A 14,892-nucleotide genomic window follows, 5' to 3' on the forward strand; every position below is an offset into this window, starting at 1 on the left:
CGCGGCGCTCAGTCCTCTTGAACCGACGCGACCGCCTCGTCGGCCAGCCGCACCAGCTCGGACACCGGCATCGACCCCGCCTCCCTGCGCTCGCGCGCGAAGTCGTTCGCGAGCCGTTGCAGCAGGTCGTTGAGCGGGGTCGGCACGCCGTGCAGGCGGCCCAGGAGGGTGATCTCGCCATTGAGGTAGTCGGCCTCGATCGTGCCGGTGCCACGGTGGAGCGACTGCCAGGAGGAGCCGGCACCACGCTCGGAGCCGTCGAAGGGCTCGAACCGCATCTTGTCCGCGCGCGCCTGCTTCTGCTCCTCGTCACCGGCGTACGCGATGCCCGCCGCGGCGAGCACGGCCTCACCCTCGGCGCGAACGCGGTCGTAGAGCGCGATGCCCTCCTCGCTGGCGAGCACGCCGCTGACCGCCTCGATCGCGTTCGCGAGGTTGCCGAGGAGCTTGGCGTACTGCCAGCGCGTCACATCGGGCACGACCGGTGCCTCGAACCGGGACTTCTCCAGATCGGCCGCTATACGACGGGCCGTCTCGTCCATGCCGGACGGGTAACGGCCGAGGTGCAGAATGCCGGTAAGAGGCGTACCGGCGGCGGACACAACGCCCGGCTCGACAAAGGCCGCGGGCAGCCAGACACACATGCCGTACACCCGCCGAAAACGCCGCAGCGCGAGCCGCTGGCTCTCTACGCCGTTCTGCGCGCAGACCAGGGGCAGCCGCTCCCCCGCCGTCCCCCCGCCCGCCACCGTGACCGGAGCCCAACTCTCCAGGGCCGCCGCGCTGTCCTGCGTCTTGACGGCGAGTACGAGCACGTCCTCCGCCCGCAACTCCCCCAGGGCGTACGGCCCGTCGACCGTGGCCAACCGCTGCACGTGCGGCCCATCGGGCACCACCAGCCGCAACCCACGCTCACGCAACGCCTCGTACTGAGCACCCCGCGCAACCAACACAACCTCGCACCCGGCCCCGGCAAGGCGCCCACCGATCGCCCCGCCCACGGCCCCCGCTCCGATGATGATGTATCGCATGAGTCCGAGCCTGCCACAGCCGCGGCCGGCGCCCACCCAATGCTCGACTCGGCCACCGCCCCCGGCAGTTCGCATGTTCCGGCTACTGGAATCCCGTGTGAGAAGGCCCGCGCGAACCGCCGCGGCTTCAGCGCATAAGGTCGTCGGGCCGCGTCGAAACGCGGTGCAAGTGGCGGCCGGCGGCCACCATCCGGCCGAGTAGCTCGTGACCGTCCGCGGCAGTGACCAGCCCACCGACGACGGCCTCGTGCATCAGGTCGTAGGTCTCCTTCGTGGTGATGCCTCGTCGCCGGGCGAAGGCGCCGGCCGACCGGTCATCGGTGATCCATACCGAGTCGCGGAATTCGCGACGCATGATGATCAGTACGCAGGTCTCGGCCTCGCCGAGGTGTTTGGTCGGTGCCGAGGCGACACCGCCGAAGACAGCTCGGCGTATACGGTCGACCTCGGCGATCTCCCGGATGTCCGTGATGGCGATCGGCTCGCCGAGCATGCCGGCCACCACTCTGTCCCGTAAGCGGGGAAGGTAGGCGGCTGACTGCTGTGCTTCGTGAGCCACGGCCTCGGTCCAGCGGCCGCGGCCGTCGAGCAGTTTCTCCAGCAGGGGCAGGCGGTCGACGGCCGCGAAGTTGCACAGCACCGTGTTGTCCGGGAACCAGCAGATTTTCATGGCTGGAAGACCAGGTCCCCTTCTTCCGCGTCGCCGGGGACCGGTTCAGGTGTGGCTGGCTCGGCCGGGTCGAGAAGGTCGTGGAGTTGGTCCACGTCCATCCCCAGGAGCGCGGCGAGGGGGCGGAGAGTGGTCTCGCCGTCGGCGTAGGCCTGGTAGAGGGATGCCACGAGGCGTACAGGGAATCGCTCGGCCGCCGCCCAGGCGAGCTGCCTCTGGAAGGCGTCCGTCGCACCCGCCAGCAGATGGCAGGTCTCCGTCGTCAGACCACGGAAGTGCGGCGCCGACTGCGCGTCGATCAGGCGGAGTTGGCTCAACCGTGCGGCCAGCGCGCTGGGCGAGACCTTGAAGGCCACGACCAGCTTGGCGAAGGCCTCGTCGGTGAGCTTGCTGTGCCGGTCGGCCACCTGCCGGAACTGGTGCCGGACTTCAGGCTCGGGCATCAGCAGGTTCGAGGCGAAGACATTGGCCCGTACCTCCGTGAGGTCCTTCTGCCGGCCGGGTGCCACATGTGACTCGACGACGAGGTCCTGGGCGTCGCGGGCCAGGATGTGGCCGAGTTCATGAGCCAGCGTGAACCTCTGCCGGGTCCAGGTCTCCGTGGGCCCGACGAGGATGAGCCGGAAGGCATCCGTCTGCCAGGTGAGCCCGTCCACTCCGTCGGGCAGTCGTGTCACCGCGACGTCCACGCCGAACAGTTGGGCGCATTCCGTGATCAGCGCATCGGTCTCGAGATCGGCCACGGTACGGGACTTGCCTGCCGCCGTCAGAACACCAACGGCATCCTGAGCGAGCTGTGTTCCCTGGTCCACAAAGCGTTTGAGATCGGAGCGCAGGGAGGGCAGTTGCGGCAGCTTCGACGGTCTCCCCAACAGCTCCAGCACCTCGTACGCCGCGGTGAAGCGGTCTGCGGCATCACTCACGCGGTCCCGCCGGGGAGCCGACCCAGCGGTGGTACGCGCCGCGAACGACGGACGCAGCGGCTCGCGCCCCGTGAGCAGCCAGTCCACCGTCCTGCCGCCGGCCTCGGCGATCAGCGCCAGATCGAGCGAGCTGAATCGACGCACCCCAGCAAGGGACTTCGACAACTTGTCGGGGGTGAGCCCGACCTTCTCGGCGAACGCGGCCTGGCTGATGGAGGCTGCGTCCATGACCCTGCGCACACGGTCGATCACAGTCTCGTTCATGCACCCACCGTAAACCACGTCTTGCGAAAATCGCAACGCGCCGACCAGGGCAGCCCCCCGCACACAGCAACGTGGCCGGGATGCGCGATGCGCCCACCCCGGCCACGTACCGAACTCCGCGACTACCGCGACTACCGCGAGAAGGTCAGACCCTCACCTTCTCTCCCTCCACCGCCGGCGGAGACGGAGGCGGTGAGGCCACCGCGTCGCCGGGGGACTCGTCGTGGGTGAGGTCCGGGAGGCGGTTGAGCCACTTCGGGAAGTACCAGTTGCGTTCGCCGAGGAGGGCCATCGCCGCTGGGAGCAGGACGCCTCGGATGATCGTCGCGTCGATGAGGACCGCCGCCGCGAGGCCGACGCCCATCTGCTTCATGGACTGCATGGACAGCGTGCCGAAGATCGCGAAGACCGCGACCATGATGACGGCGGCGCTGGTGACGACACCGGCCGTGGTGACGACGCCGTGCTGGATGGCGTCCTTCGTGTCCCGGCCCCGCAGTCGCGCCTCGCGGATCCGGGAGACCACGAACACGTGGTAGTCCATGGACAGGCCGAAGAGGATCACGAAGAGGAACAGCGGCAGCCAGGTGATGATGGCGCCCACGCCCTCCGCGCCGACCAGCGAGGCGCCCCAGCCGTGCTGGAAGACGCCGACGAGGATGCCGTAAGCCGCCCCGACCGAAAGGAGGTTGAGGACGATCGCGGTGATCGCGATCGTCACCGAGCGGAACGACAGCAGCATCAGCAGGAAGGCGAAGACCACGACGAAGGCGAAGACCGGGGCCACCGCGCCGCCGAGCTGGTCGTTGAAGTCCTTCGAGCCCGCGACCTGACCGGTGACCGGCGCCTCGAGGCCGTCGACCTTGCCGAGCGTCGCCGGGCGCACCTCGTCGCGGATGGTCGTCAGGCTCTTCTCGGCCTTGTCCAGGTCCGAGCCGCCCACCAGAGGTACGTACACGAAGGCGACGTTCTTCTCGTCGTGCACCTTGACGTCGACCGGGCCGCGCGAGGCACCCGATTCCACCGCCTGCGTACGGAAGTCGGCGATCGCGGACTTCACCTCGGGCGAGTTGATGTCGTCGGCCTTGATGACCACCTCGGCCGGATCGGAACCGCCGGGGAAGGCCTCGTTGACCCGGTCGTACGTCGCCACGATGGGCAGCGAGTCGCCGAACTCCTGGTCCAGGGTGAGGTTCTGGGTCTTCATGCCGAGTGCGGGAGCCGCGACGGCGAGCAGGGCACCGGCCGCGACGATGACCGAGAGTGCGGGCCGCGCCAGCACACCCTTGAGCACGGCCGTCCAGAAGCGGCTCTCACGGTTGCCACGCCCACGGTTGCGCCGCAGCTTGCTCTCCGGGTGCAGATACGGGATCCGCCCCTTCTCCACCCGCTCACCGAGCAGCGAGAGCAGCGCGGGCAGCACCGTCACCGAGCCGACCATGGCGACCGCCACGACCATCAGCGAGGCCAGGCCCATGCCCTCGAACTCGGCGATCCCGGTGAAGAGCATGCCCGCCATCGCCACGCACACCGTGACACCGGAGACGATGATGGCGCGGCCGCTGGTCGCCGCGGCGATCTGGAGCGCGGTCTGCGCGTCGCGTCCGGCCGCCCGCTCCTCGCGCTCGCGGCGCAGGTAGAACAGGCAGTAGTCGACGCCGACCGCGAGGCCCACCAGCAGCATCACGGAGCTGGCGGTGTCGCTCATGGGCATCACATGGCTGACGATGCCCATCAGACCCATCGTCGCGATGATCGCGGTGATCGCGAGCGCCACCGGCACCAGCGCCGCCACCACCGCGCCGAACGCGACCAGCAGAATGCCGAGCGCCACCGGCACGGCGGAGTACTCGGCCTGCTTGAAGTCCTCGCCGAACGCATCGTCGAACGTCTTCATCATGCTGGCGCCGCCGATCTGCTCGATCGTCAGCGACTCATGGTCCTTCTGCACCTCTTCGACGGCCTTGAGTACGGGCTCCACGCGCTCGCCCGCGGTGTCCGCCTCGCCGCGCATGTCGAACTGCACGAGCGCGCTGCGGCCGTCCTTGGAGATGGTCTTCGTGTCGTACGGCGAGGTCACGGCGGTCACCTCGCCGGTCTTCTCGACCGCCTGCATCACGGCCGTGACGGCGGCGCGGAAGTCCGCGTCCGTCGCCTTCGTGCCGGAGTCCTTGGCCTGGACGAGCACGGTCTCCCCCGCCGGCTCGTCGATGCCGGCCTCTTCGGCGATGGTCGCCGCCCGGCTGGTCTCGCCGCTGATCTGCTCGCTGTTCTTGACCTCGACCGTGCCCGCCGCGGAGCCGAGCCCCATCGTCAGGACGACGAACAGCATCCAGATCCCGACGGCCGCCCAGCGGTGCCGGGCGCTCCAGCCGCCGGCCCGGGCTGCTATGCCCCGCACCCGTGTGTCTCCGTTCCCCATGACGGGCTTGCCCCCTTGTCTGTGGTGACGACCCCCTGCCGTCCCCATGGCTTTGTTTGAAGGTATGGGCGGGATAAGCGCATCTCGTCGTGCTGCCCGGTGAACTGACGGAGGATCGACTCCTCCGATCGGCCCCCGTGATATCAGCACCAAGGAGGAGGTGGCCCCTTACACCTAAATTGACTTCTCGGGGTTCGCGATCACGACGTCCGGCCCGTCGGGCATCGCGTCCCTTCTGTCAGGCCTGAACCCCTTTGTTATTGCGAACACTTGTTGAATGTGTCACAGGTGTATGTAGGTGTTGATCTGCGCGCGTCAATCAGACAGGGTTTCGTGCCAACCGCCGGGTAACTTTCCGTGCCCGGCGGCGAGTTTCCCCACACAAGCAAGTCCCCCCACAAATCCCCCCACAGAACCAAGAGGAGAACCCTCTCCATGGCAACAACCCAGCGTGCCCGCAGAACCAGGCTGATCGCGGCCATAGCCACCACCGCCACCGCGGTGGGCGTGACCGTCGTCGCCGGCACCACCGCCGGTGCGGCCCCTGTGGCCGAGGGCAAGGTCTACGGCCTCGACGCCAAGGGCGCCGTTTCCGGCAGCTACATCGTGCTGCTCGACGAGAAGGCCTCCAAGGGCGCCAAGAAGGACCTCGCCCAGGAGTACGGCGGTTCCCTGAAGCGCACGTACGCCTCGGCCGTCAACGGCTTCTCCGCGTCCGGGCTTTCGGAGACCGAGGCCAAGCGGCTGGCCGGCGATCCGTCGGTCGCCAAGGTGGTCCAGAACAAGAAGTTCCACATCGACGCCACCCAGGCCAACCCGCCGTCCTGGGGCCTGGACCGCATCGACCAGACCGAGACCGCGGGCGACGGCGCCTACAACTACCCCGACAGCGCCGGCGAGGGCGTCACCGCGTACGTCATCGACACCGGAGTCCGCGTCAGCCACAGCGACTTCGGCGGCCGTGCCACGGATGGCTTCGACGCGATCGACAACGACAACGTCGCGCAGGACGGCAACGGCCACGGCACGCATGTCGCGGGCACCATCGCGGGCGAGGCGCACGGCGTCGCGAAGAAGGCGAAGATCGTCGGCGTACGGGTGCTCGACGACCAGGGCTCCGGCACCACGGAGCAGGTCGTCGCGGGCATCGACTGGGTCACCGCCAACGCCGAGGGCCCGTCCGTCGCCAACATGAGCCTCGGCGGCACCGTCGACGAAGCCCTCGACGCGGCCGTGAAGAAGGCCATCGCGTCCGGCGTCACCTTCGCCGTCGCGGCGGGCAACGAGTCGGCCGACGCGAGCCAGGGCTCACCGGCCCGCGTCCCCGAGGCCATCACGGTCGCCTCCTCCACCGAGGACGACCAGCAGTCGGACTTCTCCAACTTCGGTTCCGCCGTGGACATCTACGCCCCCGGCTCGGAGATCACCTCCGCCTGGAACACCGGCGACGACGCCACCAACACCATCTCCGGTACGTCCATGGCGACCCCGCACGTGGCGGGCGCCGCCGCCGTCTACCTGGCCGGCAACCCCGACGCCGACCCGGCGGCGGTCACCAAGGCGCTCTCCGACGGCGCGATCCCGGACACGATCTCCAACGCGTCCCCGGGCACGCCGAACAAGCTCCTGAAGATCGTCGAATAAGCGAGTAACGTCTCCGACCGCGGCCGTCGTGCTCGCCCCCACGGGGCACGGCGGCCGCTTCGTCGTATGCGGATCTGTCGTGTTCGTCGTACGCGGATCTGTCGTGTGCGGCGGTTCTATTGTGTGCGTATGACGACGTATGCGGCGCTGTTGCGCGGGATCAACGTGGGCGGCAGCAAGAAGGTGCCGATGGCCGAACTGCGCACGCTGCTGCAGGGAGTCGGTTTCGGCGGGGTGAGCACGTACCTCCAGAGCGGCAACGCGATCTTCACCGCGGACGGCGGCGACGAGGACTCCCTCGCCGCCGACATCACCGCGGCCATCGAGAAGCAGTTCGGCTTCACCGTCGACGTCCTGGTCCGCGACCACGCGTATCTCCAGGCGGTGCTGGAGGCCTGCCCGTTCCCGGCGGCCGAACTCCAGCCCAAGCAGCTGCACATCACGTACTTCTCCGCGCCGGTCGCCCCCGAGCGCTTCGCGCCGATTGACCAACAGGCCTTCCTCCCCGAGGAGTTCCGCCTCGGCGACCGCTGCCTCTACCTGTACGTCCCTGATGGCCTCGGCCGCTCCAAGCTGGCCGAGGCCCTGTCGAAGCCGCGGCTGCTGAAGGGCCTGATCGCCACGAGCCGCAACTGGAACACTGTGGTCAAGCTTGCGGAGCTGACCCGGGCTTAGGGGTGGCTTAGGGGTTCCCCTGGGCCACAGCGAGTTCCGCCTCGATCAGGTCTGCCGCGCGCTTCGTACCGCCTTCGGCGGCCATCTGCTGCTGGATTTCCTTGAGTCGGCGCGCCACCTCCGGGTCGTCGGTCAGGGTGAGGACGGCCTCGCGCAGGGTCTCGGCTGTCGCCTCTTCAGTGGGCACGTTGCGGGCGACGCCGAGGGACTGGAGCACGTCGGCGTTGCCGAACTGGTCGGCGGCCTGGGGCACGCAGACCATCGGCGTCCCGGTGGCCAGCCCCTCCTGACTGCCGCCCGCGCCCGCGTGGGTGATGAAGGCGTCGGCCTGCTTGAGGATCGCCAACTGGGGGACCCAGTCCCGTACTTCCACGTTGGCGGGGATCGCGCCGAGTTCGGCCGGGTCTACGTGCTTGCCGATCTGGAGCACCATGTGCCAGCCGGGCAGGTCGCCGAAGGCCTTGAGGCATTCGCGGTAGAAGCCGGGCTGCTTGGTGAAGGCGGAGCCGAGGGAGACGAGGAGTACCTTGTCCGCGCCGGCTGGCCGCTGCCAGTCACCCTGCGCCGAGCGGTTGCCCTGGCAGGCGCCGACGAAGGTGTAGCGGTTCTCGTCGACCCGGTCGGCGTTCCACTGAAGCGCCTTGGGGATGAGGACGAGCGAGCGGTCGGGCCGGCCGCCGAAGGAGTCGGGGTTCATGCCGATCCCGTTCTCGTCCAGCCAGGCCTGGAAGCGGGCGTAGTACGCCTTGCCGCGCTCGGTCTTCTTCGGCTCGGCCCACATGGGTTCGGCGACCTCCTCCTCGTAGCCGTCCCAGGCGACCATGTGCGGGGAGAGCGTGATCGCCTTGACGCCCCAGCGGTGGGCGAGGACACGGGCCGGGTAGGAAGCGGTGTCGTGCAGCACGAGGTCCGGCTCGTCGCCCTCGTACGCCTCGATGAGCTGCGGCAGGGCCTGGATCGCGTCGGTAAGGAACGGCTCCACATTGTCGAGAAGCGTGCTCCCCCATGCTTCGGGGTCGGCGTCGGGGCCGGGCAGCGTCGACTGCCAGAGCTTCGGCTCGGCACCGGTCTCGGCCACCTTCTCGGCGAAGGCGGGCGGAATCGCGTACGTCACGCGATGCCCGCGGGCCACGAGCTCCCGGATCACCTCGAGGCTCGGGTTCACGTGCCCGTGGGCGGCGATGGAGAACATGGCGATGTGGGCGGGGCGGGGTGTGGTCATGCCGGAGACAGTACGCGAGACGATACGTCTCGTGCAATCTTTTTTCGGGCTCCCGTCCTATGGGGTGGCGGGATCCGATGAGGGCTCCCACCTGGGCGAATGCGACACTGGTCGGCGGATGGCGCGATCTCGACGTCGTACGCGGGCACGAGGCGCGTACGTGTCTGATGCCGGACTAGGTGGACTTCCCGAAGTCCGCTTCGGTACCGCGCCCCTTCAGGGGCGCGGGGCTGTGACATTTGCGGCTCCGCCGCGATGGGGCCCCCGCTCGAGCGCAGCCGAGAGTGGGGAAGCGACCAGCCACAACGAACCCGCAGTTTCGAACCGCACCCCCCAGCGGAGCGGACAGGCAGCCACGGGAGGCAAGTGATGGACGAGGCACGAGCACGCGACGTGCTCGCCGACGCGGGACTCGGCCGAGGCGGCGCGGAGCTCCTCGCCCTGGGCGAGAACGCCGTGTTCGCCGCCGGCAGCCTGGTCGTCAAGGTAGGGCGCGACGCCGAACTCCTCGACCGGGCACGGCGTGAACTGGCCGTCGCGCACTGGCTCGCGGAGGCCGGCGTCCCCGCCGTACGGGCCGCCGAACCCGAGGCGCGCCTCGTGGCCGGCCACCCGGTGACGGTATGGCACCGGCTACCCGAGCCCATACGCCCCGCCGAGCCCCGCGATCTCGCCGAACTGCTCCGAAGGGTGCACGCCCTGCCCACCCCCGCCTTCGCCCTGCCGCGCCGCGAACTGCTGGGCGGCGTCGAGCGCTGGCTGCGGCTCGCGGGCGACGCGATCGACCCGGCGGACGCCGCGTATCTGCGCGAACGCCGCGACGGCTTCACGACCGCCGCCGCCGCGCTCACCCCGCATCTGCCCCCGGGCCCGATCCACGGCGACGCACTCCCGCGCAACGTCCACGTCGGCCCCGACGGCCCCGTCCTGGTCGACCTCGAAACGTTCTCCGCCGACCTGCGCGAACACGACCTGGTGGTCATGGCCCTGTCCCGCGACCGCTACGGCCTCCCGGCCGAGGCGTACGACGCCTTCATCGACGCATACGGCTGGGACGTACGCGGCTGGGACGGCTGCGCCGTACTGCGCGGGGCACGTGAGACGGCCAGCTGCGCCTGGGTGGCCCAGCACGCACCGAGCAACCCGAAGGCACGGGAGGAGTTCGAGCGGCGGGTGGCTTCGCTGCGGGAGGGGGACGCGACCGTGCGCTGGTACTCGTTCTGAGGGCCGGCTGAGGTTCAGCGGTCCTGGCTTCGGATCACGTCGGCTGCACGGTGCAGCTCGGTCAGGACCGCGCGGACGGCCTTCCGCGCCGTGCGTTCGGGGCGGTACAGGGCGTCGATGCGCCGTCGGGCCCGTACGCCGGTGAGGGGCTTGAGGACGAGGTCGGGATGCGGGCGGGTGGTCCAGCGGGGCATCAGGGCGAGGCCTCCGCCTGCGGCGACCGCCTCTGCGACGACGGCGAACTCGTTGATGCGGTGGGCGAGTTGGAGGCGTTGGCCCGCGGCGGTGGCGATGGCCTCGATGGTGGCCATCAGCGGGAAGCCGTCGTGCACCGTGATCCACGGCTGGTCGGCCACGTCGCGTGGTACGAGCCGTCGCTTCACGGCCAGCGGGTGATCGGCGGGCATGGCGACGTCGAGCGGTTCGCGCAGCAGCGTGGTCGCGGCCACGGTGCGCGGCCACGGGGGCGCGTGCTCGAGGCGGTGGGCGAGTACGAGGTCGTACTGCCTGGTCAGCGGTGGGAAGTCGGCCTGCGGGACGTCCTCGTCGGCGAGGGCGAGCTGGGGTCCGCCGGGTGCGGCGACGGCCCGTAGCAGCAAGGGGAAGAACGCCGAGCCCGCGCTGTGGAAGGCCGCCAGCGACACCTCGCCGTCCGGCCGGTCGACGAACTCGGCGACGGTGTGGCGCGCCCGCTCCAGCGCCGTCTCCACCTCGATCGCCGCGTCGGCCAGGGCCTGACCGGCGTCCGTGAGGGCCAGTCGTCGCCCCTGGCGCTCGGTGAGCGGGACGGGCATCGCGCGTTGCAGCAGCCGCAGTTGCTGCGAGATCGCCGAGGGTGTCACCAGCAGGGCCTCGGCGACCGCCGTGACGCTGCCCAGTTCCCCGAGCTCCCGCAGAATCCTCAGCTGCCGTTCGTCCATTGCCTCAGTGTAGGGATGCTAAAGGGTTGCTTAAGAAGGTGGCTATGGGCTTCATCGAGCGGGAAAGGCAAGGTGGGCGCGTGCCTGATGCCCGCCGTACCGATGCGGTACTTCTCCTTGTCGCCCTCGTCTGGGGCTCGAGCTATCTCTCCGCCCAGACGGCGGCCGCCGCGCTCCCCGTTCTGGTGGTGCTCTTCGCGCGGTACGCGCTGTCCGCGCTCACCTGCCTCGGCCTGGTCGCCACCGCCCGTCGAGGGCCCCATGGGCGGGCCCGCGGGTGGACCCGTGAGGAGATCCGGGCCGGTGTGCCACTGGGAGTCACCCAGGCGGCCGTCCTGCTGATAGAGACCTACGGCGTCGCCCACACGAGCGCCGCCAACGCGGGGTTGATCATCAGCCTGACCATCGTGCTCACCCCTCTCCTGGACCGCTCGGGTCACCGTGGCGGTCTGCCTCCGGTCTTCTTCGTCGCCGCCGGGGTGTGCGTGCTGGCCGTCGGGCTCCTCATGGCCGGCAACGGGTTCCACGCACTCCGCCTCGGTGACCTGCTGATGCTGGGCGCCGCAGTGGTACGGGCGGCGCACGTGGTACTCGTCGGACGGCTCACCGCGGGCCGGACGATACGTCCGCTGCAGCTGACGGCAGTTCAGACTCTGGTCGGCTCGGCCCTGTTCCTGGCGCCCGCTGCCCGCGACCTTCCGGACCTGGCGCACGTCGGATTCGCGGCCTGGGGGCAGCTGCTCTATCTCGCCCTGTTCTGCAGTGTGTTCGCGTTCCTCGCGCAGACGTGGGCCGTCCAGCGCACCTCGGCCAGCCGGGCCAGCCTCCTGCTCGGCACCGAACCGATCTGGGCCGCCGCTGTCGGCATCGGCCTCGCGGGCGAGCACTTCACCGTACTCACCGGTCTCGGCGCGGCCCTGATGGTCGCCGGAACGTACTGGGGCCAGGCCATCGAACGCGCCCACCGCACCACGGACTTCACGACCGCCACGCACCCGACCGCCACGCACCTGGACGCCAAGCCCTCGAACCCCACGCACCTGAACGCCACCGAAGAGGACCCCGCATGCCCGACAGCCCCGGCGCCACCCACACCCACACCCACACCCACGAAACCTACGACCGTCTGATCACCCTGCTCGAGACCTCCTCCATCGCCTACGAACTCATCGACCACGAGCCCGAAGGCACCACCGAAGCCGTCAGCGCACTGCGCGGTCACGCCACCTCGGAGGCCGCGAAGTGCATCGTCCTGAGGGTCAAGCTGGACAGGAAGACCACGCGCCATGTCCTCGCGGTCGTCCCCGGCGACCGCCGCGTGGACTTGGACGCCGTCCGGACGCTCTACGCCGCCCGCTACGCCGGCTTCAGCGACGCGGCCACCGCCGAGCGCCTGGCCCGCGCCGTACCCGGCACCGTCCTCCCCTTCAGCTTCGACCCCGACCTCGAACTCGTCGCCGACCCGGACGTCGTGGCGCAGCCGAGGCTCTACTTCAACGCCGCCCGCCTCGACCGTTCCCTGGTCATCTCCGGCGAGGACTACGCCCGTGTCGCCGAGCCACGGGTGGAGCGGATCGCGAGTCCTGCACCAGATCAAGCCATCCCTGGTGGCTCGCGTGACAGAAGTGGTTGAAGGGCTGACCGCAGGTCCGGGCGGAGGTTAGCCTCGTGATCCCAGTGGGGGCGAACTGACGTACGCATGAAAGCACTTCGGGGGGTACGTGTCACAACAGCCACCGGCGCCACCGGCGCCACCGGAGTCACCGGCGCCACCGGAGTCACCGGACTCACCGGACTCAGCGGACTCAGCGGACTCAGCGGACTCAGCGACGAACGAGGCTGCCGCACTGCGGGAAACCGGTGCCGTACCTCTGCGGCCCGGCGACCCGAGGCGTGTCGGCCCATATGTGCCGCTGGGGACGCTCGGCAGCGGTGGCATGGGGCGGGTCTATCTGGCTCGTCCGGCGGACGACGGCCCGGGCCTGGTCGCGGTGAAGGTGATCAGGCCGGAATACGCGGAGGACGCCCAGTTCCGGCGCCGGTTCAAGCATGAGGCGTCGGTGCACGCGCGGGTCCGTACACCGCGCACGCCGCGCTTATGCGGCACGGGCTTCGAGGACGAACTGCTGTGGATAGCCACCGAGTACGTCCCGGGAGTCGATCTGGCCGACGCCATACGTGAGGACGGCGCCCTGGAGACGGCCACGGTCTGGCGTCTGGTGATGGAACTGGGGCAGGCGCTTTCCGACCTCGCCGCCACGGGGATCGTGCACCGGGACCTGAAGCCGTCCAACGTTCTGCTGTCCGTCCAGGGCGCGCATGTGATCGACTTCGGCCTTTCGAAGGCCGCGGACGCGAGCGCGATCACCGGTACGGGCAACCGGGTGGGAACTCCGGCCTATATGTCGCCGGAGCACCTGCGGACGGGCCTGTGCGACACGGCGTCGGATGTCTTCTCGCTGGCCGGAACGCTGGTCTACGCGGCAACGGGGCGTGGTCCGTTCGGTGACGGCACGGGTGTGGATGTGATGCACCGGGTGGCGTTCGAGGAGCCGAATTCGGAGGTGATGGGCAAGGTCTCGGCGGCGGACGCGGCGCTCGGTTCGCTGCTGTCCGACTGTCTGGCGAAGGAACCTGCGATGCGGCCCGCCCCGCAGGACCTGATCGACGCGGCGGCCGGGGCGGCCGGGGCGCACTCCGGGACATCCGCCTGGCCCGAGCCGCTGGGCGGCAAGGTGCTGGCCCGACAGCGGGCGTACGAGGCGCTGCACCGCCTGCCCGTCGAATTGACGACTCGTCTACGGTCCTCGGACGACCGGCCGGTGGCGGAGCCGCGGACCCCTTCCGGGTCGGCGTCCCAGCCCTCTCCGCCCGGTTCCGGGTCGGCGTCCCAGCCCGCTCCGCCCGGTTCCAGGCCGGTGTCCCAGCCCTCTCCGCCCGGTTCCGGACCGCCGGTACAGGCGGCGGCTCCTTCCGACGTCACACCGCCGGGACAGTCCGCGGGGCAGTCCACGGGGCAGTCACGCCCGGTGGGAGCCCGTCCTTGGGCACGGAGGAAGCCTGTGCTGGCCGTCGCCGTGGGCATCACCCTCTGCGCGGTGGCCGCGGGGGTCTTCATGCTCACTCGTCAGGACACCGACACAAGCGCTTCCACTCCGGGAGCCGGTGCGCCGACCGCCGTCGGCACCGTGCCCGGCGATGCCGGCGTCTCGCCGGTGCCGGACGCCTCGGCCGGGAAGCCTGCCCCAGGTGCGTCCGGCAATGGCGCGTCCGGCAATGGCGCCAACGGCGTCGGCGGCGTCGACGCCTCGCGTCCTGAGGTCTCCAACACCGCCGACGACAACCGGCGAAACGATCCCTCTGCTCCCGGCCCCAAGACCAGCGCCCCCACTGACGTCACTCCGTCCCCGAGCGGCTCGCCTCCCGAGCCCGCAACCCCGCCCTGGATCTCCGACTGCACTCACTACTCCGGCAACGGACGCACACGCCCGGGGGACAGCGGCAAACGCGTGCTGCAGGTGCAGTGCATGCTGACGAAGCGCGGACACAGCGTGGGGAGCTCAGGCGTGGACGGCGAGTTCGGCCCCGGCACGGAGTCCGCGGTGCGAAGCTTCCAAAGCGGCAAGGGACTGGCCTCCGACGGCGTCGTGGCCCGCGAGACCTGGGTCGCGCTGCGCAGCACGGAGTGATGTCCCTGACGCCGTGACCTGACCGGTCGCGCCGCCGCGCCGTCGCGGCGTCGTCGAGGACACGGGCCCACCGCTCAGCGATACGCCGCAGCCGTCGGCCAGTTCGCCGTTCGCCGACCCCGTAACCGGTCGCGCCGTCGCGGCCTCGTCGAGGACACGGGCCCACCGCTCAGCGGTACGCCGCAGCCGTCGACCAGTTCGCCGCACG

The 14,892-nt window shown here is 70.1% G+C and carries 11 protein-coding genes and 1 pseudogene; 6 read left to right on the forward strand and 6 right to left on the reverse strand.

Annotation, left to right across the window (positions count from 1 at the left end):
• Positions 1-8: 8 nt before the first annotated feature.
• The 4 genes from OHT21_RS10030 to OHT21_RS10045 form a co-directional block, all read right to left on the reverse strand.
• Positions 9-1,031 (reverse strand): ketopantoate reductase family protein, encoded by a 1,023-nt coding sequence (locus tag OHT21_RS10030; RefSeq protein ID WP_328767912.1) that lies wholly within the window; start codon positions 1,029-1,031, stop codon positions 9-11.
• A gap of 127 nt (positions 1,032-1,158) precedes the next feature.
• Positions 1,159-1,701 carry a hypothetical protein gene (locus OHT21_RS10035; RefSeq protein ID WP_328767913.1) on the reverse strand — a complete coding sequence of 181 codons (543 nt, stop codon included), beginning with the start codon at positions 1,699-1,701 and terminating at the stop codon, positions 1,159-1,161.
• Positions 1,698-2,888 (reverse strand): helix-turn-helix domain-containing protein, encoded by a 1,191-nt coding sequence (locus OHT21_RS10040; RefSeq protein ID WP_328767914.1) that lies wholly within the window; start codon positions 2,886-2,888, stop codon positions 1,698-1,700. Before OHT21_RS10040 ends, OHT21_RS10035 begins: the two co-directional genes overlap by 4 nt.
• A gap of 145 nt (positions 2,889-3,033) precedes the next feature.
• The gene (locus tag OHT21_RS10045) at positions 3,034-5,310 is read right to left on the reverse strand and encodes an MMPL family transporter (RefSeq protein WP_328767915.1); all 2,277 of its coding nucleotides are present in this window, start codon (positions 5,308-5,310) and stop codon (positions 3,034-3,036) included.
• Positions 5,311-5,745: 435 nt separating this feature from the next.
• Here OHT21_RS10045 and OHT21_RS10050 point away from each other — a divergent pair, with 435 nt between their 5' ends.
• Both OHT21_RS10050 and OHT21_RS10055 read left to right on the forward strand, forming a co-directional pair.
• On the forward strand, positions 5,746-6,954 hold the full coding sequence (locus OHT21_RS10050) for a S8 family peptidase (RefSeq protein ID WP_328767916.1): 1,209 nt from the start codon (positions 5,746-5,748) through the stop codon (positions 6,952-6,954).
• Between the two features lie 129 nt (positions 6,955-7,083).
• On the forward strand, positions 7,084-7,629 hold the full coding sequence (locus OHT21_RS10055) for a DUF1697 domain-containing protein (RefSeq protein WP_328767917.1): 546 nt from the start codon (positions 7,084-7,086) through the stop codon (positions 7,627-7,629).
• 7 nt (positions 7,630-7,636) lie between these two features.
• On the opposite strand, the pseudogene mgt reads toward OHT21_RS10055, so the two are convergent.
• A pseudogene (gene mgt / locus OHT21_RS10060) lies at positions 7,637-8,912 on the reverse strand (macrolide-inactivating glycosyltransferase).
• 308 nt (positions 8,913-9,220) lie between these two features.
• Here mgt and OHT21_RS10065 point away from each other — a divergent pair.
• Entirely contained in the window at positions 9,221-10,075 is an 855-nt protein-coding gene (locus OHT21_RS10065) for a phosphotransferase enzyme family protein (RefSeq protein ID WP_328767918.1), read from the forward strand.
• A gap of 14 nt (positions 10,076-10,089) precedes the next feature.
• Here the strand turns inward: OHT21_RS10065 and OHT21_RS10070 are convergent, their stop codons facing one another.
• The gene (locus tag OHT21_RS10070; RefSeq protein WP_328767919.1) at positions 10,090-10,995 is read right to left on the reverse strand and encodes a LysR family transcriptional regulator; all 906 of its coding nucleotides are present in this window, start codon (positions 10,993-10,995) and stop codon (positions 10,090-10,092) included.
• 80 nt (positions 10,996-11,075) lie between these two features.
• On the opposite strand from OHT21_RS10070, the gene OHT21_RS10075 reads away from it, so the two are divergent.
• The 3 genes from OHT21_RS10075 to OHT21_RS10085 all read left to right on the forward strand — a co-directional run bounded on the left by OHT21_RS10075 (position 11,076) and on the right by OHT21_RS10085 (position 14,684).
• A complete protein-coding gene (locus tag OHT21_RS10075) occupies positions 11,076-12,125 on the forward strand; it encodes a DMT family transporter (protein ID WP_328767920.1) in 1,050 nt (349 codons plus the stop codon).
• Positions 12,062-12,628 (forward strand): YbaK/EbsC family protein, encoded by a 567-nt coding sequence (locus tag OHT21_RS10080; RefSeq protein ID WP_328767921.1) that lies wholly within the window; start codon positions 12,062-12,064, stop codon positions 12,626-12,628. The genes OHT21_RS10075 and OHT21_RS10080 overlap by 64 nt, the downstream gene beginning before the upstream one ends.
• 214 nt (positions 12,629-12,842) lie before the next feature.
• Positions 12,843-14,684: a protein kinase domain-containing protein gene (locus OHT21_RS10085; RefSeq protein WP_328774028.1), complete on the forward strand. Its 1,842-nt coding sequence runs from the start codon at positions 12,843-12,845 to the stop codon at positions 14,682-14,684.
• Positions 14,685-14,892: the final 208 nt, after the last annotated feature.

The organism is Streptomyces sp. NBC_00286 (genome assembly GCF_036173125.1).
Taxonomy (GTDB): domain Bacteria; phylum Actinomycetota; class Actinomycetes; order Streptomycetales; family Streptomycetaceae; genus Streptomyces.